This is a genomic window from Alcanivorax sp., assembly GCF_040119285.1.
In the GTDB taxonomy this organism is placed as follows: domain Bacteria; phylum Pseudomonadota; class Gammaproteobacteria; order Pseudomonadales; family Alcanivoracaceae; genus Alcanivorax.
In genome coordinates this window covers 179,216-201,843 of the sequence record NZ_JBEDTY010000030.1, presented here as the reverse complement: position 1 = coordinate 201,843, position 22,628 = coordinate 179,216, and the positions used below count along the sequence as shown (strand labels likewise).

The following is a 22,628-nucleotide window of genomic DNA, read 5'->3' as shown; positions in this document are numbered from 1 at the left end:
AAGGGGGGTAGTCATGAAAACAAATATTCATATTTCCATGTTGGCGGCGGGGGTTGCTTTAGCGACACAGGGCCTTGCTGCAGAGGGCATGAACGAACCAACTACGCGACAATATGTCGCTCCCATGCTGCATTATCTTGTGTTGGACGAAGACCGTGATTTATCCCGCAAAGGCCTGGGTGGCGGTTTGGTTTATGGCCGTGAACTGTCTGAGCATTGGTGGTGGGAAACTGAAGGCGCGGGTTATGGCCAAGATTCCGGTGTCGACGGAGCCTCGGATTACTATCAATACACCGTAAGCACGGGTTTGGCCTATGCCCTTGGCGACCGTGAAAGCTTCACGCCATTCGTGCTGGCTCAGATCGGTGGTGCCTATAACGACGTCGTGCCTGATGATGATGATGGCCTCAATCTGCACGCCAACGTTGGCTTGGGGGTTGTGACTGGCCCGATTTCTGACAACGGGCTGAAGCTGCGCGCTGAAGCCCGTTATATGTACGATGATTTCGATGGTGTCACCGGTTCCGCTTCTGAAGATGAGGGCGGCTTTAATGACTGGCGCTTCTCCTTGGGGCTGGAAGTGCCTCTTGGCCGAACCAAGACCGTAGAAGTCGAAAAAATTATCTATCAAACCCGTGAGATTGAGAAAATCGTCGAAGTTAGTGTGCCCGATAGCGATGGCGACGGGATTCCAGATAACCGCGATAAGTGCCCGAATACTATCGCCGGCGGCAAGGTGGACGGCGACGGCTGTTTGCTGACGAACCAGACTATTACGTTTAACAATATTGGCTTTGAGCTTGACTCCGCCAAACTGACTGCGACCTCTCGCCCACTAGTCGATCGTCTGGGTAAAGCATTGACGTCTCAGACTAATTTCAATGTCGAGATTGCAGGCCATACCGATAGCACTGGCAGTGCAGGATACAACGAAACCCTTTCTGACAAACGAGCCAAGGCCGTACGCCAATATCTAATCGATAACGGTGTGGCAGCAGAGCGCCTTACTGCTCGTGGCTACGGTGAAATGGTTCCGGTGGCAAGTAACGAGACGTCATCCGGCCGTGCCATGAATCGTCGCGTTGAATTCCGCGTTAGTGAGCAATAGGAGACGGGCTATGAATAATCAAATGAAAACACTAATGACTTTTTCGTTGATGGCATTTCTAGGCGCCGGTCTTGCTGGCTGTGAGGCTGAAGGTGACGGATCTTCAGGCTCTGGCGGGAATACCCCTGTTGTAAATCAGACAGATCAAGATGGTGATGGTGTTCCGGACACTACGGATAATTGCCCTACCATCCCTAATCCTGGCCAAGCGGATTCTGACGGCGACGGCATCGGTGATGCCTGCCCAGAGCGTTTCTGTGAGGATCCGGCGCAACGATTTACGGTAGACATTGGCTCGGTAATTCCCGCGGATGGCGCTACCAATGTGTCTACTGGCTCCTTGATTCAGGCAACATTCTCTCATCAACCGAATTTAACCAGTCTGGAAAACAGTGCATTTATTGGGCTGGAAACGTTGGCTGGTGATCCGGTGGCTCTTGATCCTGCAGTGACAGGAAATGAGGCAACCTTCGCAGCTGAAGCGCCTCACCTGATGGCTGCCACTAGCTATGTGTTCTATATCAATGCCAGTGAAATTGCCGGTGTTGAGGCGGAGGCCTGTGCTCAGGCTGGCTTTGATCCGAAATATCTGGTTTTAACCGACGAAAATGGTGATCCGTTGGTTGATGGTAACGGCGCCCCCGTAACCGAGAAAGAGTTCAACTTCGAAACTGGGCTGAACAACTTCTTAGACGTGGTGAGCACTGACCCTGAGGAAGGCGATGCCGTTGGTGCGAGTATCAAACCTAGCGTGACCTTCAATCAGCCGGTTGACGAAACCACCCTCAGCTGTGAGGGCAATGATGCTGTTATCGTTGTTGAGAAACTGGACGATGGTGGTGTAGTTGAACAAACCGTGGCCGGCAGTTGTGGATTGTCAGAAGACGGTATGACGGTGACCTTCACTCCGGACGACGGTTTGCAAGAGAGCGCAGACTACCGGCTGACAATTAATGGCGGTGGCGTTGTGGCTGTGAATCCAAATGCCGATCCGCTAGCTGACTCGGTTGTTGTTAACTTCCAAACCACTAATAACGTAGCGGACCTGACTAACTGCAGCACCCCGGTTGCTGGCATTTGCGTACTGGGCGGCGAAGATCATCCTGGTGGGCTGGTTGACGTACTGCTTGATGATGAGACAGGGCCTTTGGGTCCTATCGCAGGTAACATTGGTGGTGCCGATGCTCTGGCTGAGCGTTTAGAAGATCTGCTCAACAATGATGATGGCTCGCTGGAATCTATTCTTACATCGCTTGCTACCGGCAATTTGCAGGACGGGCTTCAAGCTCTGGTTCTCGGAGACGAGGACGGTAATGGGGGTTTGCAGGATATCGTCACCGAATTGCTGATGGGCAATGACGCTGGTGAAGGCGGGCTCGTAGGGCTGCTGGGCGAAGACGGTGTCACTGGCTTGCTCACAGCTCTGCTCATCGAACCGCAGAATAACCCGGACTGTCAGGCTTCACTGGGGACGGTTTGCCTAGTGGGTACAGATAGCCAACAAGGTATTGTGGACCTTCTGTTAGAAGACGGCGGCGCGTTATCCGGGCTGGGTCTTGAGCAACAAGAACTGGTTAACACCTTGGGTGACCTGCTCGAAAATGACGGCACTCTCGCCGATACAGTGAAGGGCTTACTGGTCGGTGGTCAGCTTAAAGAGGGGCTTACTGCCTTGCTGCTGGGCAATCCAGCTAATGGTGAATCGCCAGGATTAATTACTGCTCTGAAGAACGTTCTTGATCCGGAAGACGGTTTGATTCCCAGCCTGCTTTGTACCATTGGAGGCTTGCTGGGTCGTACCTGCGAGTAAGCCTTGGCAAAAAATTGGATAAGGTGGCCCTGGCGTTGAAAACAACCCGGGGTTGCCTTATTAAACCGCTATAACAGTCAGCTTCGCTTCCTGATTCAAAACACTCAATCCCTTCTGCGCCTCGTTTCTTTATTGAAAATGCTAAGGAAAAGGCTTTGTTCTTCATTAAGAACGGGTCGTTACCCTGGCGCCGATCGCCATTCTATAAATGAATCAACAAGCCGCCTTAGGGGTACCCGAAGTGGGTTTGGTTGAACGGGATCAGGCCACCAGAAGCTCGATTAGATCGATTCATTGCTCGTCCCCCTACTCATGCCACTCTAATCCGAGAGACACCAAATAAGAGTATTTGGCGGATTTTAATATACGCCGAAAAAGTGAGTTTCATGCCAAAAAAATGGTACTGCGTCTTTATTTCTATTCGCACGATCCTGAGTATAATTCCGTGGCCTAGTTAACATACCCAAGGGGGATGTCGTGAAAGGAAGCATACATACTTCGCTATTTGTGGCAGGTGTCGCATTGGCGGCACAGGGATATGCAGCAGAAGAAACGGCGACAAAGCAATATATCGCGCCGATGCTGCACTATCTGGTGCTTGATGAAGACAGAGAGTTGTCTCGTAAAGGGTTTGGCGCAGGCCTGGTTTATGGCCGTCAGCTGTCCGACCATTGGTGGTGGGAAACCGAGGGCGCAGGTTACGGCCTGGATTCAGGAGTGGAAGGCGCTGCGGATTACTACCAGTACACAGTAAGTACCGGTTTGGCTTATGCCTTTGGCGACCGGGAAGGTTTTACCCCGTTCGTGTTGGCTCAGGTCGGTGGCGTCTACAACGATGTGGTGCCGGATGACGATGACGGCGTTGACTTGCACGCCAATGTGGGTCTGGGTGCGGTTACTGGTCCAATCTTTGATAACGGCTTGAAGCTGCGCGCTGAAGCTCGGTATTTGTACGACGATTTCGACGGCATTACAGGAACTCTCTCAGAAGACGAGGGTGGCTTTAACGACTGGCGTTTCTCGCTGGGCTTCGAGCTGCCCCTCGGTCGCAGCAAGACCGTAGAAGTAGAAAAAATCGTCTACGAAACCCGTGAAGTTGAAAAAGTCGTTGAAGTTAATGCGCCCGATAGCGATGGCGACGGCATTCCTGACAATCGTGACAAGTGCCCAAATACAATTCAGGGCGGCAAAGTTGATGGCGACGGCTGTTTGCTAACCAACCAGACCATTACCTTCAATAATATTGGCTTCGAGCTGAATTCTGCCAAGGTTACAGCGATCTCTCGTCCGGTTTTGGATCGCCTGGTAACAGCGCTTAAATCCCAGACTAACTTTGATGTTGAAATCGCAGGCCATACTGATTCTACCGGCAGCGCTGAATACAACGAAGGGTTGTCTGACCGTCGTGCAAAGTCTGTGCGTCAATATTTGGTTGATAAAGGGGTCTCGGCAGAGCGACTGACTGCCCGTGGCTATGGTGAAGTGGTTCCGGTTGCCAGTAATGAGACTGCATCCGGTCGGGCGATGAATCGTCGTGTTGAATTCCGAGTTAATGGACAATAGGGGATAGGGATATTATGAACTCATTAATGAAAATCTTATTTACTGTAATGATTGCCGCTACGCTGGGTATGGGCTTGGCTGGTTGTGATGCCGATGGCGATGGCGATAGCAACAGTGGAAGTAATAACCCCGTAGGTAATGTTGCGGACCAGGATACGGATGGTGTGCCTGATGGCGAGGATAATTGTCCTGCTGCCTCGAACGCCATGCAAGAAGACCAAGATGGCGACGGTAACGGCGACGTTTGCGACGATGACCGTGATGGTGATGGCGTAGATAATGATGCCGATAACTGCCCGCTGGTCGCTAATGATTTACAGGAAGACGCTGATGGTGATGGTGTTGGCGACGACTGTGATATGGATAGCGACCAGGACAAAGACGGCGTCGATGACGGCGTAGATAATTGCCCGGCCGTCTTCAACCCGGAACAGGGTGATGTGGATGGCGATGGCAAAGGCGACGTTTGTGATGACGACTCAGATGGCGATGGCGTTGATGATGCCAACGATAACTGTGTCTTCACTGCCAACAACGACCAAACCGATACTGATGCCAATGGCGTTGGTGATGTATGTGATGACGACCGCGACGGCGACACGGTGGTGGATGTTGACGATAACTGTCTGAACCTGCCTAACACCGACCAATCCGATATAGACATGGATACGGTTGGTGATGTATGCGATGACGACCGTGATGGTGATGGCATCGATAACGATGGCACCGAGAGCAGCGATAACTGCCCTGATACTGCCAACAACGACCAGTCCGATGGAGATGGCGATGGCATCGGTGATGCGTGTGATGACGACTTTGATGGTGGCGGTGACCAAACCGATACCGATGGTGATGGCGTCATTGATACCGAAGACAACTGCCCCGCGATTGCTAATGAAAGTCAGAAAGACGACGATGGCGATGGTACAGGCAACGTGTGTGACGAAAACGGTTTCACCTGTTCAGCTGACAGCACTTTCCAGCAGTTGACTGGTGATAATTACACGGCAAAAGGCGGTTCCTTGGGCGGGTTCTTAGAGTTTGGTACATGCACGCTTTGTAAGGTGAGCAATCCTGACCGTATCATTGATGAAGATAACACCACTTACGCCGATATTAAGGTGGGCTTGTCACTAGGTGGGTTGAACAGCAGCAGACGCAGTGGCGCGTATGTGGCGGCTAACGCCATCGACGAATCCAACGATATTACAGATAGCTTTGTTGGTTTTGTGGTGAGCGATTCGGATGCCTCATTGATCAACACGAAAGTATTGGGCGATTTCGTGACTATTGTGTTTCGTAATGACGGCGACATTGTGGATACAGCTACAGTTGACGGCCATGTGCTGCGTTTAAGCTTGTTAGGCTTGGGTGTTAATACCGATCAACGCTTCCTTGCTGCACCGGTACCCGAAGAGCCTTTTGACTCAGTTCAAATGAACTATGGTGGGGTTTTCAACTTTAACACCAAGCTCCGTGTTCATGACGTGTGTGTTGGCTCGCCTGCTTCACTCTAATCTGAACGTAAGTGATATAGTTCGATATATGTAAAAGCAGGTCTCTGCACTTTAGTAATAAGGTGCAGAGAAAGGCCTGAATCAAGCGGCTTACAATGCTTCTAAAATGAAGGCGTTGTAACTCGAGTGGTTCGGGCTTTTTTTGTGCTCCGTTTTTCTGATTGAAATAGCGTCTATCCTCCTCTTCCTTCTCACCATCCTCCATTTGTTAAGTGTCAGCCCCTTTGCCGGGCTTTTCTCTTGCCCTGGCGATGTGTTTGTCATTGTGCCGTTGCTGGTAACGCTGCCCTCTGAGCAGGGTCTCGAGACCTTGGATCGGGCAGCCCTTGCCAAAGAGTATCGCCTGATGCCCATAGGCTGGTACTCTGAGCTAAGTAATAAACACTAGAAGAGAGAGGGGGCGCCCATGCGTTTAGGCATATTCACGCTGATATTTTTTGGGTTCACGCTGCTGGCCGGTTGTGACAGCAAGCCGGAGGTGGGTGAGGTCGTCAGCACCTTTGAAAACTATCAAGAAACCGGTGATTTGCCCGCCCTGCAGGCGCATGGTTTTGTCCGGCTTTTAGCGCCGCGCTTTGATGAGCCATCGGGGCTTCCCCGCGATGGCATTCCCGCCAGTGAATATCAGCAGCAGGCTGAAGCGTTTGTGGAGCACCTGGGGCTGGAACCGCGTTGGGTGTATGCCGACAATTTTGCTGAACTGGGTGACCTGATCAACCAGGGTATGGCCGATATCATTGTCACCAATTATTCGGTGACCAATGCCCGGCAGGAGACGCTTGCGTTTTCTACCCCGGTTAACGCGGTACAGGAGCGCATGGTGGTGCCACGGGGGTTGGCGGACCTGCCGCTGGCTGAAATGGGCCCCCTTAGTGTGTCTGTGCCGGACGGATCGGCCTACCAGGAGACCGCCATTAAGCTGGCCAAACGGCATCCGGATTTAAGCGTCGAAGTGCTGGACGGCAACATGTCTGATGAGGCGTTGGTCACTGGTGTGGCGAAGGGTGAATTGGCGGCCTCTATCGTCGACAGCAATATGCTGCATGCCCTGCTGGAGGAGGGCGGCGAAGCGGTTGCGGGGCCGGTGGTGAATCGTAAACGCCGCATTGCTTGGGCGGTTCGGCCAGATAGCACAGAGTTGCTTGATCAAATCAATCAGTACATTACTAGTGAGCGGGTCATTACGTCTGAAGCCAGCGAAGAGGCTCGTGACTGGGAGGCAATTCAAGAGCACGGCGTATTGCGAGTCATTACTTCCAATAACCCGGCCAGCTACTTTATGTGGCGTGGTGAGTTGATGGGCTTTGATTATGATCTGATCAAGGATTTCGCCAAACAGCATCGCCTGCGGGTTCGGGTGGTGGTACGGGAAACACCATTGGCCATGTTTGCTGCATTGGAAGCGGGCGAGGGCGATGTTATTGCTGCATCGATGACGGTGACGCCTGAGCGGCAACAGGCCGGCTGGGTGTTTAGCAATCGTTACTTAGAAGTGAACGAGCAACTGATCGGTGAAGCCAGCGATATGCCACTGGAATCGGTACAAGGCTTGGCTGGGCGCACCGTGGCGGTTAATCCGGAAACGGCCTATTACGACACGCTAAAAGGTCTGCAGGCCGCTGGGCTACAGTTTGATATTCACGAAGTTCTTCAGGCCAGTACTGAAATGCTGATTGAAGGGGTGGCCAATGATGAATATGACTTGACCATGGCGGATAGCCATCTGGCGGCTATGGAATCCACCTACCGGGACGATATTGCCGTTTTGTTCCAGTTCGAACCCCCCAAAGAGATTGCCTGGGCCACTCGTAAACCTCAGAAAAAATTGCGTAAGCAACTGAATAATTACATCAAGCGGGGCTATCGGGGTCTGTTTTATAACGTGACTTATAATCGTTACTTCAAAGAAAAGAAAACCATTGCTGCTCACGAGGCCTACCGGGTGGAGGCTGGCCGAGATATTTCGCCCTATGATGAACTGGTGCGGGAGAAATCGCTCCAGTACGGGCTTGATTGGCGTTTAATTACCTCTCAGATGTATCAGGAAAGTCACTTTAACCCAAAAGCTCGATCATTCGCCGGCGCCCAGGGCTTGATGCAAGTCATGCCGCGAACAGGCCGGCAATTCGGTTACAGCAATTTGGCCAACCCGGAAAACGGGGTATCCGCGGGCCTGGCTTATATCGACTGGCTTGAGCAGCGTTTTCCTGCGCGGTTGGATCTGGCAGAAAAGCTCTACTTTACCTTGGCGGCGTACAATGCTGGGCACGGCCATGTGGAAGACGCGCGCCGGTTGGCGCAACGGCTGGGTAAGGATCCTGACAAGTGGTTCGGCCATGTGGAAGAGGCCATGCTGTTGCTGGCCAAACCCCAGTACGCTCGGCAGGCTCGTTATGGCTATGTGCGAGGCAGTGAGCCGGTGAAATACGTGAGAGAAATTAAAAATCGATACCTGGGTTATGTGGCAGCGTTGGGGGAACAGGAACCGTCTCAGCTTTAACGGGATTTTTACAATGGGGCCATGGAAAAGCCGGAAAAGAACTCCATACTCTGTGGTACACACCCATTGAAGGAGATTGTGATGGATCGCAACGCTTTCATCGAAAAAGTGAAGGGCAAGCTGAACGAGCTGGATAACGAATTCGATCAGTTGCAAGTTAAAGCGGAACAAGCAGGCGAAGATGTGCGCCATAAGTGGGAAGACCGCAAGCTTGAACTGAAAGAAAAGCGCAAGGAGTTATCTGAGCAGCTGGATAAGGTGAGCGACGAAAGTAACTCTCGCTGGGAAGAAGTAAAAGACAGCGTAGAAAAAACTTGGGATAGCACTATGGATGGGCTGAAAGATATCAAGAACAGCGTATTCAAATAGTCTCAGGTAGACATAAAAAAACCGGGCAAAAGCCCGGTTTTTTTATGTGAGCACTAAACGTCTGTTGCTCTAGCCAAAGATAAACGCTGACCACAGCGTGTGGCGGCTTCCTCTGCTATCTAGCAAAGCGTATTCCGGTGTGCCGATTTACTGTGTGCACTCAGCCAGCCAATCAGTGATCGCTTGCTGTACTTCCTGCCGGCAATGATCGTTAAGAATTTCATGCCGGCCCTCAGGCCAGAAATGAGCCTTGAGCGGTTGTTCCATGGCATGCAACACTTTTTCAAGCGCCATCATTCCTTTGCCATTGTCGCTCATCGGGTCCTGCTCGCCACCGAGCAACAGAACGGGCAGGGTTGCTGGCAGTTCTGACAAACCGGTAATGCTTTGAATACGACGCATGGCAGTAACCAGTTGTACCCAGGTTTCCGTACTGCAATCGAAACCACAGAGCGGGTCATTGATATAGCGTTTCACCTCTTCGGCATCGGCACTTAGCCAATCAAACTCGGTGCTAGCTTCCGGTACGCGGGTGGCCCAAGTGCCAAAGGTGAGCTTGCGTATCAACGGGCTGGGATGGCGTTTTCCCCAGCGCATACGTTCGAACTTTACGGGAAGGGCCATTAACCGGTAATAGGCGCCGGGATGATAATCACTGGCACACATGACCAAGCCAGCCAGAGCATCACCATGTTGTTCAGCCGTGGCCAGAGCGATAAACGAGCCCATGCTGTGCCCGCCCAGTACGACGGGTAATTGTGGGTGATTTTCTTTGCTCAAATGGAGGACGCTGGCCACATCATTCACAAGGTGCTGCCAGCCGTGTTGGTCACCAATGTGGCCGGCGGGGCATGCATCATTGATGCTGGCACCATGACCTCGGTGATCCGGACAATAGAGGTTCCAGCCAGATGCATTCAATGCCTCTGCCAAGTGTTGATATCGTGAGCCGTGTTCGGACATGCCGTGTAGCCAGATTACCGTGCCCTTGGCTGTGGCAGGCTTGCAGGGCCAGTAATGGACGGCGACAACGTGGTTGTCGTCTGTGGTGTGATAGATAATCTGTTCAGTCATAATGGTCTCCGGCTGCGCAAAACGTGCGCTATTGCCGAGGAAAGGTCAAGAAATCTCAGCAAGGAAGAACGATGATAGCAAGAATAAAAGATCGCCTGATGGTTTTCGTGGTGGCCTTGCTGGGGGCGCTAACACTACGGTAAGTAATTTTGGTTGGTGATTCTGCCCGTGCCAAGGGCCACCAAGCGGGCGATGCGGTTATTAGGGTCTGGCTTGGCTGTGATCAATGAACCGCAGGCCAGTGTTATACCGGAGCCCAACGGTGTTGCTGCTCTAAAAGCACAAGGTGTGCCAGTGGCGGTGTCAGCCCTAGTGTTAGGCGACGATTACAGCACTGGTAAAGCCCGCAAGCAAAGGCCAGCGGGTATTACCGTCAAAGGCGACGAAGTGGCGCCGGGTACCAGTATTACCGATATCAAGGAAGAAATGCATTACACCAAGGTGGCACCAATTTCGCTGCTTATACCGCGGTGTCTGGTGCGATGCTACAGCCTTATTTTGTACGCCCGGATGCCACCATCACTCAAGCTATTTCAGCACGACAAGAGTACTTCCCGGAGTCGAACCTATACGGGCTCCGGCCGGAAGGGCTACTATGGAGAGTGAAATTGGGGAGAGTGAAATTGGCCGCGCTCACCCTCGCGATTTGCAGGGTGGGCCGGTAGTGTCGACGCCATTGTGGCGCGTAGGGTCGAAAATGACATGATCAGCGCCACTCTCTTTCATTATCGACCGGCTTTCATCATCGACCGGGGGCCAGAGGCCCCCGGTGCTGTTTCAGGAATTATTGTCAGGAGTTTTCATGATTGAATATCGGATTCGCCCCTTGCGCCCAGAGGCGCATTTGTTCGAAGTTACCCTGACGGTGGCGGAGCCGATGCCTGAAGGGCAGGCGTTTAGCCTGCCCGCTTGGATTCCTGGTAGCTATATGATTCGCGATTTCGCCCGCCACATTGTTCATGTGCAAGCCAGCTGTCACGGCGAAAGCCTGCCAGTGGCCAAGCGAGACAAACAGACCTGGCAGCTGCCTCCCTGCGACGGGCCGGTGCAACTGCAATATCAAGTATATGCGTGGGATCTGTCGGTACGCGGCGCGCACCTGGATACCACCCACGGCTATTTCAATGGTAGCTGTGTTTTTCTCGCGGCCATGGGCCATGAAGATCAACCTTGCCAGGTAGAGATCGTAGCCCCGCAAGGGCATGCCTATAATGGTTGGCAGGTGGCCACCGGGCTGCCGCGTCAGTCCGGTTCCGAGCTGGATTTTGGCCAATTTCAGGCCGAAAATTACGATGCCTTGATCGACTATCCAGTAGAAATGGGGCCGTTCGAATACGCCCAGTTCGAGGCTTGCGGAGTGCCTCATTGGGTGGTGTTGGCCGGCCGACACAAGACAGACACAGCCCGCTTGTGTCGCGATCTGAAACCGATTTGCGAGCACCACATCCGCATGTTCGGTGAGCCGGCGCCTATGGATCGTTACGTCTTTATGACGCTGGTTACCGGCAATGGCTATGGCGGTCTGGAGCATCGTAACTCCACCAGCCTGATGTGCCCCCGTGATGATTTACCTCGCCGTAGCGATGAACCGGGCAAAGTCCGTGATGGCTATCGCTCGTATTTAGGGTTGTGCAGCCATGAGTATTTTCATACCTGGAACATAAAGCGCATAAAACCTGCGGCGTTTACTCCCTTTGATTTGTCACAGGAAGTGCATACCGAATTACTGTGGGCCTTTGAAGGGATTACCAGTTATTACGATGATCTGTCTTTGACGCGAACCGGGCTGGTGTCACCACAAAGCTACCTGGAGCTGTTAGGGCAGACACTGACTCGAGTTTACCGGGGGCAAGGGCGGTACAAGCAAACGGTGACTGAATCCAGTTTTGATGCCTGGACCCGCTTCTATAAGCAAGACGAGAATGCCCCCAATGCCATTGTCAGCTATTACACCAAGGGCTCATTGGTGGCGCTGGCACTGGATTTGACTCTGCGTAACCTGACTGGCGAAAAGAAAACCCTGGACGATCTGATGCGCGTGTTGTGGCAGCGTTACGGTCAAACTGGCGAAGGCGTTCCTGAGCAGGGTGTCCAGCCGCTTGCCGAAGAAATCGCAGGCACGGACATGAGCGATTTTTTTGATTTGGCGTTGTACCGCACCGAGGACCTGCCGTTAGCCGAACTGCTGGCTCAGCGCGGCGTGGAACTGCACTGGCGCAGTGCAGCAGGTCATGGGGATAACGGCGGCAAGCCGGGTAAAGAGGGTGTTCCCCATCTGGGGGTTCGGCTGGTGCCCGATGTGATGGGCGCGAAGATCGCGGTGGCTTTTGAGCAAGGTGCGGCCATGGCCGCCGGGTTGTCTGCCGGTGATGTGATTATTGCCGTGGATGGTCTGCAGGCGACCACTCAAAATATCGATGACTTACTGTCATGTTTCCTGCCTGGAGAATCCTTGGAGATTCATGCTTTTCGCCGTGACGAGTTAATGCGATTTAAGGTTCAGGTGGAAACCTCCGAGCCCAGCACGGCCTTTCTGACCATTGCTAAAGGCGGGTTGACCGAGAAAGGCCGTAGGTGGCTTCACGCACAATAGCAGCATGAACATCCATTTTTTATCTGTAGGAGCGCGGCTCTAGAGGCGTGAACGTTGGCAGGAGAAAGTTTTCTCCTCTGGTTCGTGGCTCCAGAAGTGCTCCCGCACAGCGGTATTTAAATGACCGACACCCTGAAATCGCTTTACGAGCAACTCGACGACGTACGCCGGGCTGACCGTTTTCGTCTGAAAAAACGCCTTGATGGGCTGGCACGCCTGTCTGCAGAGAAGCGCAATGATAAGGCCATGGATAAAGTCGCCACGGCCCTCGCCAACTCTCTGGCTAGCCGCGAACAACGGTTGGCCTCGGTGCCCGCTCTTGAGTGGCCGGATTTGCCGGTGGTGGCCAGCCGCGATGAGATCAAGCAAGCGATTAACGATCATCAGGTGGTGGTGATTGCCGGGGAAACCGGGTCCGGTAAAACCACCCAGCTTCCCAAGATTTGTTTGGAGTTGGGCCGGGGTATTGAAGGCACTATTGGGCATACCCAGCCCCGCCGACTGGCCGCGAGGGCGGTGGCCAGCCGGGTGGCCGAAGAGTTGCATAGCCCTCTGGGTAGCACGGTGGGTTTCAAGGTGCGCTTTTCTGAACAGGTGAGCGAGCATTCGTTAATCAAGGTGCTGACCGATGGCATGCTGCTCAATGAAATTCAGCAAGATCGGTTTTTGAATCAGTACGATACGCTGATTATTGATGAAGCCCATGAGCGCAGCCTGAATATTGACTTCTTGTTGGGTTACCTCAAGCAGTTACTACCGCGCCGGCCTGACCTGAAAGTCATTATTACCTCGGCCACCATCGACCATCAGCGCTTTGCTGAACACTTTGGGGGCGCCCCGGTGCTGGAAGTGTCCGGCCGAACCTTTCCGGTGGAAATGCGCTATCGGCCACCAGCGGAAGGGCAGGAGCTGTCTCGCCAGATTGAAGACGTTCTATTGGAAATTCAGCGAGAAGAGCGCAGTGAAGGTTTGCCCATGGCTCGGGACGTGCTGGTGTTTCTGGCTGGCGAGCGTGATATCCGCGATGTCCACCATCACCTGAAACGCTGTGTCACCCATGGTTCCAGCTTGCGTGATATGGAAATTTTGCCGCTCTATGCTCGTCTTAGCCAGGCTGAGCAGCACCGCATATTTTCAGCACATCGTGGTCGCCGCGTGGTGCTCAGTACCAATGTGGCAGAAACGTCGTTAACGGTACCGGGCATTCGCTATGTGATTGATGCAGGCACCGCCCGTATCAGCCGCTATAGCGTGCATTCCAAGGTCCAGCGTTTGCCGGTGGAGCCGGTGAGCCAGGCCAGTGCCAACCAGCGGGCAGGGCGAAGTGGGCGGGTGATGCCCGGCATTTGTTTCCGTTTGTATGATGAGGACGATTTTCTTAATCGCCCGGCGTTCACCGACCCGGAAATTCAGCGAACCAATCTCGGTGCTGTCATTCTGCAAATGTCAGATCTTCGCCTGGGGAAGGTGGAAGACTTTCCTTTTATTGAGCCACCGGACGGCCGTTTGGTTCGGGACGGTTATCGGTTGCTGGATGAACTCGGTGCGCTAACGGAAAAGCAGACGCTGACCGCCCTGGGCCGACAACTGGCCCGCTTCCCACTGGACCCGACACTGGGCCGAATGCTGGTGGCGGCAGCAGAGAAGAAAGTGCTACGTGAAGCTCTGATTGTGGTTTCAGCACTGGCGGCTCAAGACCCCCGCGAGCGGCCTCACGATAAACAGCAACAGGCGGACCAGGCCCACCAGCCATTTACCGACAAGGAATCGGATTTTCTGTTCTTCGTGAAGCTGTGGCAGTGGGCGGATGCACAGCGAGAAGCCCTGAGCCGTAACCAATACGAAAAGCAGCTCAAAAAAACCTTCCTGTCTCCCACGCGTATGCGCGAATGGCGTGATACCCATCGCCAGCTGTTGTTGCTGGCGAAAGAGCAAGGCTGGACGCTTAATGCGCCGATTGATTCAGGTTTATCATTAACCGAACCGGATAAGGCAGACAATAAAAGCGCGGCCAAAGAATCTCCGTCACCGCTGTATGCGCCGTTGCACAAGGCGTTGCTGACGGGCTTGTTGGCCAATGTTATGCAGCGCACGGAAGAGGGCGAGTGGCTTTCAACCCGTAACCGTAAACCGCTGGTGTGGCCGGGCTCATCGTTATCGAGAACCAAGGCACGCTGGCTGATGGCTGCAGAGCAGGTGGAAACCAGCCGCTTATTTGCGCGGACGGTGGCAAAGATCGATCCGCTGTGGGTCGAGGAGGGCGCCGGGCATTTGCTTAAGCGTCACTATTTCGAACCTCACTGGTCGAAAAAGCGCGGCTGCGCCATGGCCAAGGAGCAGGTCAATCTTTTCGGTCTGATTTTGGCCAGTGGCCGGGGCGTAAATTACGGGCCGATTCAGCCGGTGGAATCCCGGGAGCTGATGATTCGTGAAGGCCTGGTCATGGGGCAACTGCATCGTGAGCCGCCGTTTGTGAAAGCAAACCGAGAGCGCTTTGAAACCCTGGAAGACATGGAGCACAAACTTCGTCGCCGGGACATTCTTGTGGATGAAGAGGCAAGGGTGGCGTTCTACGATGCGCGCTTGCCCGGCGATGTTCATACCGTGGCCGGGCTGATGAATTGGTATAACAAGCGTGCGACTGCAGAGCAGAAAGACGCTTTATTCATGGACGATGGCTTTCTGCTCTCCCGTAGCCCGGATTTGGGCAATGATCAGTTCCCTGATCAACTCAAGCTCGATGAACTTCGCCTGCCGCTGGAATACAGTTTCGACCCGACCGGAGAGCGCGATGGGGTCACCCTGATTGTGCCGCTGGCGGCGTTGAATCAGATATCAGAATCTCGCCTTGATTGGTTGGTGCCTGGTTTGCTGCGTGAAAAGCTGGAAGCCTTGATTCGTGCCTTGCCCAAAGCACGTCGCCGACATTTTGTCCCGGTACCGGATTATGTTAGCGCCTTGATGGAAACCCTGTCTGCGGATGAGCCGTTGCTGCCTGCCATGACCCGCGAGCTGCAACGCATGAGTGGTTTGCGTATCGAACAGGAGGAGTGGCAGACCGGCAACCTGGCGGACCATCTGCGTATGTTTATTCAGGTGGTGGACCGGGTAGATGGGCAACGCAAGGTACTGGCTCAAGGGCGTAACCTGGGGGAGGTAAAAGATCGCTTGGCCGGCGCCACTCAAGACTTGCCCAAACCCAAGCAAGAGGCACCGGCATTGCGTGGTCAGGAATGGCTATTTGGTGATTTGCCGGAGAATCAGGACCAGGATCTGGGTGGTATGATTGTGCGGCGTTTCCCGGCCCTTGCGGATACCGGCAGTGATGTGGAGTTGCAATATCGTGACAATGAAATTGATGCTGCGTGGGCGCATCGTTGGGGAACTGCCCGCCTGCTGGGCTTCAAGTTGACCGTGCAGCTACGAGACCTTCGTAAGCAGGCTGCGCAAATGGCGGGGTTTCAAAAGCTGAAAACCGAGAAGGGAGTCATGGCGCGTCAGGCCCTGGATCACGCCTTGCTACGCGTGTTGGCTGAGCATTTTCAGCTACACGAGCCGGTGCGCAGTGAGGCCGCGTTTCGACATCGGCTCAACGACCATCGTGGTGACTTTGTGCCTTGGGCGCAGCAACAATTGAGCATTATGGGTAAACTCTTCGCCCATTACCGGCAGCTGATGGGCAAGTTGGAAAAGAATTTTCCATTGGCCTGGGCCCATGCTCATCGGGATCTTAAACAGCAACTGGCCTGCCTGTTTCCTGATGATGTATTGCTGCAAATGCCTTGGGAGTGGCTGCAGGAATACCCCCGGTTATTGACGGCGATTGATCACCGCCTGGAAAAACTGGGGGGGCAAATAGGCAAGGATCGCACTCTCAGTGCTGAACTGGAGGCGTATAGTAAACAACACGAGACCCGTGCCGCTGGCGAGCCGCTCTGGAAGCAGTCTGAGCCTCTTCAACAGTATTTCTGGATGTTACAGGAATACCGGGTCAGCCTCTTTGCGCAACAGTTGGGCACCAAGCTATCAGTGTCGGCGAAGCGGCTGAATAAACAGTGGGAGCTATGCTGAACGGGGTTAATATGCGCTGATCGTGATGCACGGTGACGTTATTAAGCTGTAGGGGGAAGGCGCATGCGTGCCTCTTAACGACAGTAACAACCAATAAAATGGGCCCTACTGCCTTTGCGCCGCGCCCGTTGAACCCGGATAATCGACCCATTATTTAATGTGCTGTAGCAGGGCAGCTGGCCCTGCATTAGTGTGAGGACTTGCTTGTGAGCTATTCCGTGGTAATCAGTGGCACCGGCCTGTGGACGCCGGACCAGACCATCACCAACGATGAGCTGGTGGAATCCTTCAACGAATATGTGAAGCGGTATAATGCCCGCAACGCACAAGCTATCGAAGCGGGTGAACTGGAGGCTCTGGGCCCATCCAATAGCGCTTTCATTGAAAAAGCTTCCGGGATCAAACAACGCTACGTGATTGACAAAACGGGTGTCCTCGACCCCGATCGTCTCGCTCCCCGGATAGACGAGCGCACTGATGATGAGGTGTCTATTCAGGCTGAAATCGCTGTTACCGCCGCCAAGCAGGCGCTGGACAATGCGGGCCTAACAGCCAACGATCTAGATGCCGTGCTGGTTGCTTGTTCTAACTTGCAGCGTCCCTACCCAGCCATGGCTGTGGAAGTGCAAGCGGCTTTGGGCATGGATCACGGGTGGGGCTACGATATGAACGTGGCGTGCTCCAGTGCCACTTTCGGTATCCAGGCCGGGGTAGATGCCATCCGTAATGGTAGCGCCCGGCGGGTGCTTATGGTGAACCCGGAAATCTGTTCTGCCCACTTGGCTTGGGAAGACCGTGACTGCCACTTTATTTTTGGAGATGTGGCCACGGCGGTGATTCTTGAGCGCAAGGAAGATGCCACCTCCAGCAATCAATGGGAAATTTTGGGCACCCGCCTGCAAACCAAATTTTCCAGCAATATTCGTAATAATTTTGGCTTTTTGAATCGAACCGATGAGCGCGGCGTCGGTGCCCGTGACAAGCTGTTCCGGCAGGAAGGGCGAAAGGTGTTCAGAGAGGTCTGTCCGATGGTAGCGGAACAGATCAGTTCTCACCTGGACGATACCCAGGTGCCGGTAGAGTCTGTCACTCGAATGTGGCTTCATCAGGCCAACCTGGCAATGAACGAGCTGATTTCTAAGCGCGTACTAGGGCGCCCAGCAACCCGAGAAGAAGCACCGGTGATTTTGGATGCTTATGCCAATACCAGCTCGGCGGGTTCTATTATTGCTTTCCACAAGCACAACGAGGATTTGCCGGTGGACACCAAAGGGGTAATCTGTTCATTCGGTGCCGGTTACTCTATCGGCAGTGTGATTGTGAATCGCATTAAATAAGTGTTACTCGATTCACTTTTGCTTCATAAAGGCCGCATTTTGCGGCCTTAGCCCTGCGGCCGTAACGTTTACCTCACGTCAGCATCCCTATAGTGTCTGTGGAAGGGCGCTTTTGAGCCCTTAATAAATAAATACGGAGAATGAACATGGCTAAGCTGAGCAAATTAAACCCCCTTGCCGCCACCGTTGGTGCTGCTGTTGTTGCGTCTGCGCTGTCTGCGCCCGTTGCCCATGCAGCGGAAAACCCGTTTGCCGCTTCTGACCTGAGTGCCGGTTATCAGCTGGCGGCCCATCACGCTGAAGACAAGAAAGCCGAAGGTAACTGCGGTGAGAAAGGTGCTGAAGGTAAATGTGGCGAAGATAAAAAGGACGAAGACAAGAAAGGCGAAGGGAAATGTGGTGAGGGTACATGCGGCGGTGACGCATAAAGGTACCTGACCATGGAAACTAAGACACCAGTGTCCGGTGTGGGCCTGGGTCTTCGGCGGGCCCTTATGGACCCGCTTTCACAAGCTCATGATTGCGCCCCTGATAGCATTCCGTTCGATTTTATGGAAGTGGCACCAGAGAACTGGATACCCATGGGCGGTCGACTGGGTAAAGAGTTTCGTGCTTTTACCGAGCGCTATCCTTTTGTTACTCATGGGCTGAGTCTGTCACTGGGTGGGCCAGAGCCGCTGGATTTTGAATTATTGAAATCGGTGAAGTCGTTTCTTAAAGAACACAATGTTCGTCGCTATACGGAACACTTGAGTTACTGCAGTGACCATGGCCATCTCTATGATTTGATGCCTATCCCCTTTACGCAAGAGGCAGTGCATTATGTGGCGGATCGTATTCGTCAGGTGCAGGATTTTCTCGAACAACCTATTGGTATTGAACATGTTAGTTATTATGCGCAGTTGGGGAATTCGGCCCCGGGTGCACAGATGTCTGAAATCGATTTTGTGAATGCGGTATTGAAAGAAGCAGACTGCGAGTTGCTGCTGGATGTGAATAATGCCTATGTGAACGGTATTAATCATGGCTACGACCCTCACGATTTTATTTCCGCCTTGCCGGGTGATCGGATTTGTTATTTGCATATCGCCGGCCATTTTGATGAAGCAGAAGACTTGAAAGTGGATACCCATGGCAGTGATGTGATCGATCCTGTTTGGACGCTTCTTGATCATGCTTACCAGACATTTGGCTCGCTCCCCACATTGCTGGAGAGAGACTTTAATATTCCGGACAATGCCACCTTGTTTGCTGAGCTTCTCAAGATCGGTAGTTACCAGCAGCTTTATCCCAGCGCGGCGATCCACCCGGTGGATTCGCAAAAGTCTGCGCAACCATGAAAGGCAAAAATTTCCAGAGACTACAGCGTGAATTGGCCGCGCACTTGCGTAACCCGGACCGACATCCTGCGCCCACGGGTATTGAAGATCGACGTTTGGAGGTTTACCGCAACCTGTTTTTCAATAATGTGAATGGCTTTCTTCGTCAAGGGTTCCCTGTATTACACAGTTTGCTAGACCACGACCGTTGGCTGCGCCTGGCTCGATCTTTTTTTGAAAATCACACCAGCAAGACCCCGTATTTTCTGCAGATTCCCCAAGAGTTTGTCAGCTTTCTGGCGAGTGGGCAGGGCAGTGAGCCCGGCGACCCCGTTTTTATCCTGGAGCTAGCCCATTACGAGTGGATGGAGCTGGTGCTTGATGCTTCCACCGAGACATTCCCAGACACCGAATTTCACCCCGAGGGAGATCTTCTCCACACAATTCCCCAGCTTAGCCCCTTGCATGAAATATTGAGTTATCCTTTCCCTGTCCACCGTATCTGCGCTGAGTTTCAACCACAGCAAGCGTTGGAACAGCCGGTCTGGCTATTGGTTTATCGTGACCGTAAAGATGACGTTCGCTTTATGGAAATCAATGCGCCAACGGCCCGGCTCTTGCAGTTGATTAATGAGCATCCCGGGGCTACCGGTAAAGCGGCAGTGGCGCGCCTCGCCGAAGAAATGCAGTTTGCGGATGTGGCGGCCTTGGAGGTTTTTGCCTGTGATATTCTGCAACAAATGTGCGAGCGGGACATCCTGATAGGAGCTTCATTGAGTCGGATCAAAGATTCCACTGATGACCCCTGCATACGAGGTTGAATTTCCCGATGTTGCGGGCTCTCTTGCGCCTGTGGCGACTTCTCCTATTTCTGGCTTCCATCATTCATCTTTAGCGCTGGATATAACAAGGTGATGGGTTTTGACAGTACGCTGCCCTAAGGCTGGCTGGGTTTCGAGGCGGCTCGATTTGCGAGCTCGAATTGCTGGATCACTCGCCGTTACGGGGCTAAGCAAGTATGGGTGTGTAAAATCTGTCGATGTTGCGTAACCCTTTTTCAGTGCCTCTGTTGTGAGCTGCAGGGCACGGCTATACTACGGTAGTCCACTACTTTTCGGGGTGTCTGTGCGTTATCTATTGCTAAGCTTGCTGTTATGTCTGCCATTGGCTGTGCAGGCGGAAGAAGACTGGGGCGATGCCTCCACGGCATTCGACTCTTCGGACAGCACACCCAAATATGAGGACCCTTGGGAAGACATTAACCGCAAGATTTTTGCCTTCAACGACGCCCTGGATAAGTATGGCCTGAAACCCGTTGCGAAGGGTTATAACAAGGTCACGCCGCAGTGGATGAACGACACCATTAGCCGTTTTTATGAAAATCTTCGTGATTTCCGTAGTGGTTTGAACAATGTATTGCAGTGGCGCTGGGGGGATGTGGGACAGAACTGGGGGCGGTTTGCGGTTAATACTACGCTGGGCATTGGCGGTTTGTTTGATGTGGCCAGTAAGGTGGATCTGGAAAAGCGCGATACTGACTTGGGGTTAACGCTAGCGCACTGGGGGGTGCCTGAAGGCCCTTACATGGTCTTGCCGTTCTTTGGACCGTCCACGGGTCGAGACACTGCGGCCATCTTGCCGGAAGACTACATGCGTTTGCGACACTACATTTCCCACGATCGCACACGCTACAGTTTCACAGCGGCGTATGTGGTGGATCTGCGGGCTGATCTGCTGGGTCTGGAGCGTAATATGGTGGGCGACCGCTATACTTTCTTGCGCAATGCCTACCTGCAACGTCGTCGTTTCGAAAGCGGTGACCAGCCGCCATTGCGTTCCCTTGAGATGGAAACCCGAGATTCAGAACTCAATGATGAGTATGAAGGCGACGGCTGGTAGAGGCTTGCCAGCCGTGCCTTGCGGATCAGGTCTCAGTGCGGGTGGCTTTGAATTTGGCGCGAATGTAGTCCCCGTGGGAGACATAGAGCAGATCGCTAACCCGGCGGATCAAATGCTCTTCGTGAACATCGGCCTTGCCGTCGGCAGCGGCCATGGCCCACATTTCATCGATCAGCGCCACCCGTTGTTCTGGCCCCCAGTGTTCACGTAGCGGTAGAGTGAATTCAAATAGATCGGTGGCTTGATCTACCCGGTTTTCCAGCTCAGAGACGATATCCTGCATTTCCTGGCTATCCAGCTGCCAGCGTTGTTTGACCGCGCTAACCAGACGTTGGGTTTCTGCCTGGTCCACGGTGCCATCGGTGCGCGCTACCTCGAATAGCAAGGCAGCAGCAGCGCGGTGCAAGTCGTGTTCGGAATACTCTGGTGTATCGCTCTCGGGGCGAAACAATCGGTTCAGCCAGTTCAAATGACCCCCTCTTCAATCAGTAAGGTTTCCAGCGCACGCTGGTCTTTAGCAAAACGGCGGATCCCGTCGGCGAGCAAGTCGCTGGCCATGGCATCGTCGTTCAGCTGCCAGCGGAATGCGGCTTCGTTCACCGGTACCCAGTCGTCCTGTAGGGCCACCAGTTCGGAGTCCAGTATGCGCTTGAGACCGCCGTTATCCGCTGCCAGTTCCTCAAGTAGGGCAGGGCTGAGCGTGAGCTTGTCGCAGCCGGCCAAAGCTTCGATCTGCCCTGCGTTGCGAAAGCTGGCGCCCATCACAATAGTCTCCAGACCTCGGGCTTTGAAGGTTGCGAAAATATCTCGCACCGAGAGCACGCCCGGATCTTGTTCGGGGGTGTCGATGACCATGCCGTTTTTGCGGTACCAGTCGAAAATGCGGCCCACAAAAGGGGAGATCAGTGTGGCGCCGGCTTCGGCTGCTGCCAGTGCCTGGGTTTGGTTGAAGACCAGTGTCACATTACAGCGGATGCCCTCTTCTTCCAGAATCTCAACGGCACGAACCCCTTCCCAGCTGGCGGCGACCTTGATCAGGGTGCGACTTGGGTCCACGTTGAGCTCGCGGTAAATCGCGATCAAACGACGCCCTTTTTCCACGGTGGCGCGGGTATCAAAAGAAAGGCGAGCATCCACTTCACTGGAGACAAGACCCGGCACGCGATCCAAAATGGCCTGACCTGCCAAGCAGGCATAGGTATCAGTGAGCCAGTCCATTTCACCTTGATGACCCAAGGCGCGGCTGAGGTCGGCGGCCTGCTGCAACAGGCCACGGTAACGTTCGTCACGGGCGGCAGCGAGTAGCAGGGAAGGGTTGGTGGTGGCGTCTTCAGGCTGGAGTTGGGCGATCATTTCCAAATCGCCGGTGTCGGCAACTAACGAGGTCCATTGAGCGAGTTGTTCGCGTTTGTTCACGGTTCCGTTCCTTTCAGTGTCATGACGGGCCACAGGGTAGAGGCCAATGATG

At 53.6% G+C, this 22,628-nt stretch carries 17 protein-coding genes; 14 read left to right on the top strand and 3 right to left on the bottom strand.

Going from position 1 to position 22,628, the window contains the following annotated elements; translation table 11 throughout:
* The first annotated feature begins 13 nt into the window (after window positions 1-13).
* The 6 genes from ABNH10_RS09150 (at window position 14) to ABNH10_RS09120 (ending at window position 8,867) form a co-directional block, all read left to right on the top strand.
* Window positions 14-1,108 carry an OmpA family protein gene (locus tag ABNH10_RS09150; RefSeq protein ID WP_349385651.1) on the top strand — a complete coding sequence of 365 codons (1,095 nt, stop codon included), beginning with the start codon at window positions 14-16 and terminating at the stop codon, window positions 1,106-1,108.
* 10 nt (window positions 1,109-1,118) lie between these two features.
* Window positions 1,119-2,918: an Ig-like domain-containing protein gene (locus ABNH10_RS09140; protein ID WP_502877123.1), complete on the top strand. Its 1,800-nt coding sequence runs from the start codon at window positions 1,119-1,121 to the stop codon at window positions 2,916-2,918.
* A gap of 477 nt (window positions 2,919-3,395) precedes the next feature.
* Window positions 3,396-4,481 (top strand): OmpA family protein, encoded by a 1,086-nt coding sequence (locus ABNH10_RS09135; protein WP_349385650.1) that lies wholly within the window; start codon window positions 3,396-3,398, stop codon window positions 4,479-4,481.
* A gap of 26 nt (window positions 4,482-4,507) precedes the next feature.
* Window positions 4,508-5,998, top strand: coding sequence for a thrombospondin type 3 repeat-containing protein (locus ABNH10_RS09130; protein WP_349385649.1), 1,491 nt, complete (start codon window positions 4,508-4,510; stop codon window positions 5,996-5,998).
* 406 nt (window positions 5,999-6,404) lie between these two features.
* Window positions 6,405-8,498 (top strand): MltF family protein, encoded by a 2,094-nt coding sequence (locus tag ABNH10_RS09125; RefSeq protein ID WP_349385648.1) that lies wholly within the window; start codon window positions 6,405-6,407, stop codon window positions 8,496-8,498.
* A gap of 81 nt (window positions 8,499-8,579) precedes the next feature.
* Window positions 8,580-8,867, top strand: coding sequence for a sll1863 family stress response protein (locus tag ABNH10_RS09120; protein WP_349385647.1), 288 nt, complete (start codon window positions 8,580-8,582; stop codon window positions 8,865-8,867).
* 147 nt (window positions 8,868-9,014) lie between these two features.
* Here the strand turns inward: ABNH10_RS09120 and ABNH10_RS09115 are convergent, their stop codons facing one another.
* Window positions 9,015-9,941 (bottom strand): alpha/beta hydrolase, encoded by a 927-nt coding sequence (locus tag ABNH10_RS09115; protein WP_349385646.1) that lies wholly within the window; start codon window positions 9,939-9,941, stop codon window positions 9,015-9,017.
* A gap of 213 nt (window positions 9,942-10,154) precedes the next feature.
* Between ABNH10_RS09115 and ABNH10_RS09110 the strand changes: the two genes are divergently transcribed.
* The 8 genes from ABNH10_RS09110 to ABNH10_RS09075 all read left to right on the top strand — a co-directional run bounded on the left by ABNH10_RS09110 (window position 10,155) and on the right by ABNH10_RS09075 (window position 21,160).
* Window positions 10,155-10,547 carry a hypothetical protein gene (locus ABNH10_RS09110; RefSeq protein ID WP_349385645.1) on the top strand — a complete coding sequence of 131 codons (393 nt, stop codon included), beginning with the start codon at window positions 10,155-10,157 and terminating at the stop codon, window positions 10,545-10,547.
* A 196-nt stretch (window positions 10,548-10,743) separates the two neighbouring features.
* Window positions 10,744-12,534, top strand: a complete 1,791-nt coding sequence (locus ABNH10_RS09105; protein WP_349385644.1) for a M61 family metallopeptidase — start codon at window positions 10,744-10,746, stop codon at window positions 12,532-12,534.
* Between the two features lie 120 nt (window positions 12,535-12,654).
* The gene (hrpA, locus tag ABNH10_RS09100) at window positions 12,655-16,605 is read left to right on the top strand and encodes an ATP-dependent RNA helicase HrpA (protein WP_349385643.1); all 3,951 of its coding nucleotides are present in this window, start codon (window positions 12,655-12,657) and stop codon (window positions 16,603-16,605) included.
* 206 nt (window positions 16,606-16,811) lie between these two features.
* Window positions 16,812-17,942: a beta-ketoacyl-ACP synthase III gene (locus tag ABNH10_RS09095; RefSeq protein WP_349385642.1), complete on the top strand. Its 1,131-nt coding sequence runs from the start codon at window positions 16,812-16,814 to the stop codon at window positions 17,940-17,942.
* Between the two features lie 146 nt (window positions 17,943-18,088).
* Window positions 18,089-18,370 (top strand): HvfA family oxazolone/thioamide-modified RiPP metallophore, encoded by a 282-nt coding sequence (locus tag ABNH10_RS09090; protein ID WP_349385641.1) that lies wholly within the window; start codon window positions 18,089-18,091, stop codon window positions 18,368-18,370.
* Between the two features lie 12 nt (window positions 18,371-18,382).
* Window positions 18,383-19,282 (top strand): HvfB family MNIO-type RiPP peptide maturase, encoded by a 900-nt coding sequence (locus ABNH10_RS09085; protein ID WP_349385640.1) that lies wholly within the window; start codon window positions 18,383-18,385, stop codon window positions 19,280-19,282.
* Entirely contained in the window at window positions 19,279-20,082 is an 804-nt protein-coding gene (locus tag ABNH10_RS09080; protein WP_349385639.1) for an HvfC family RiPP maturation protein, read from the top strand. The genes ABNH10_RS09085 and ABNH10_RS09080 overlap by 4 nt, the downstream gene beginning before the upstream one ends.
* 304 nt (window positions 20,083-20,386) lie before the next feature.
* Window positions 20,387-21,160 carry an MlaA family lipoprotein gene (locus ABNH10_RS09075; RefSeq protein ID WP_349385638.1) on the top strand — a complete coding sequence of 258 codons (774 nt, stop codon included), beginning with the start codon at window positions 20,387-20,389 and terminating at the stop codon, window positions 21,158-21,160.
* A 25-nt stretch (window positions 21,161-21,185) separates the two neighbouring features.
* On the opposite strand, the gene ABNH10_RS09070 is transcribed toward ABNH10_RS09075, so the two are convergent.
* Together ABNH10_RS09070 and ABNH10_RS09065 are read right to left on the bottom strand one after the other, a co-directional pair.
* Window positions 21,186-21,629 (bottom strand): tellurite resistance TerB family protein, encoded by a 444-nt coding sequence (locus tag ABNH10_RS09070; RefSeq protein ID WP_349385637.1) that lies wholly within the window; start codon window positions 21,627-21,629, stop codon window positions 21,186-21,188.
* Entirely contained in the window at window positions 21,626-22,576 is a 951-nt protein-coding gene (locus ABNH10_RS09065; protein WP_349385636.1) for a transaldolase, read from the bottom strand. Before ABNH10_RS09065 ends, ABNH10_RS09070 begins: the two co-directional genes overlap by 4 nt.
* Window positions 22,577-22,628 lie beyond the last annotated feature (52 nt).

Excerpts from the sequence above, each read along its gene's own strand:
- ABNH10_RS09150 (WP_349385651.1), top strand. The coding sequence starts at position 14 with ATGAAAACAAATATTCATATTTCCATGTTGGCGGCGGGGGTTGCTTTA.
- ABNH10_RS09140 (WP_502877123.1), top strand. The coding sequence starts at position 1,119 with ATGAATAATCAAATGAAAACACTAATGACTTTTTCGTTGATGGCATTT.
- ABNH10_RS09130 (WP_349385649.1), top strand. The coding sequence starts at position 4,508 with ATGAAAATCTTATTTACTGTAATGATTGCCGCTACGCTGGGTATGGGC.
- ABNH10_RS09125 (WP_349385648.1), top strand. The coding sequence starts at position 6,405 with ATGCGTTTAGGCATATTCACGCTGATATTTTTTGGGTTCACGCTGCTG.
- ABNH10_RS09120 (WP_349385647.1), top strand. The coding sequence starts at position 8,580 with ATGGATCGCAACGCTTTCATCGAAAAAGTGAAGGGCAAGCTGAACGAG.
- ABNH10_RS09115 (WP_349385646.1), bottom strand. The coding sequence starts at position 9,941 with ATGACTGAACAGATTATCTATCACACCACAGACGACAACCACGTTGTC.
- ABNH10_RS09105 (WP_349385644.1), top strand. The coding sequence starts at position 10,744 with ATGATTGAATATCGGATTCGCCCCTTGCGCCCAGAGGCGCATTTGTTC.
- hrpA (WP_349385643.1), top strand. The coding sequence starts at position 12,655 with ATGACCGACACCCTGAAATCGCTTTACGAGCAACTCGACGACGTACGC.
- ABNH10_RS09090 (WP_349385641.1), top strand. The coding sequence starts at position 18,089 with ATGGCTAAGCTGAGCAAATTAAACCCCCTTGCCGCCACCGTTGGTGCT.
- ABNH10_RS09085 (WP_349385640.1), top strand. The coding sequence starts at position 18,383 with ATGGAAACTAAGACACCAGTGTCCGGTGTGGGCCTGGGTCTTCGGCGG.
- ABNH10_RS09080 (WP_349385639.1), top strand. The coding sequence starts at position 19,279 with ATGAAAGGCAAAAATTTCCAGAGACTACAGCGTGAATTGGCCGCGCAC.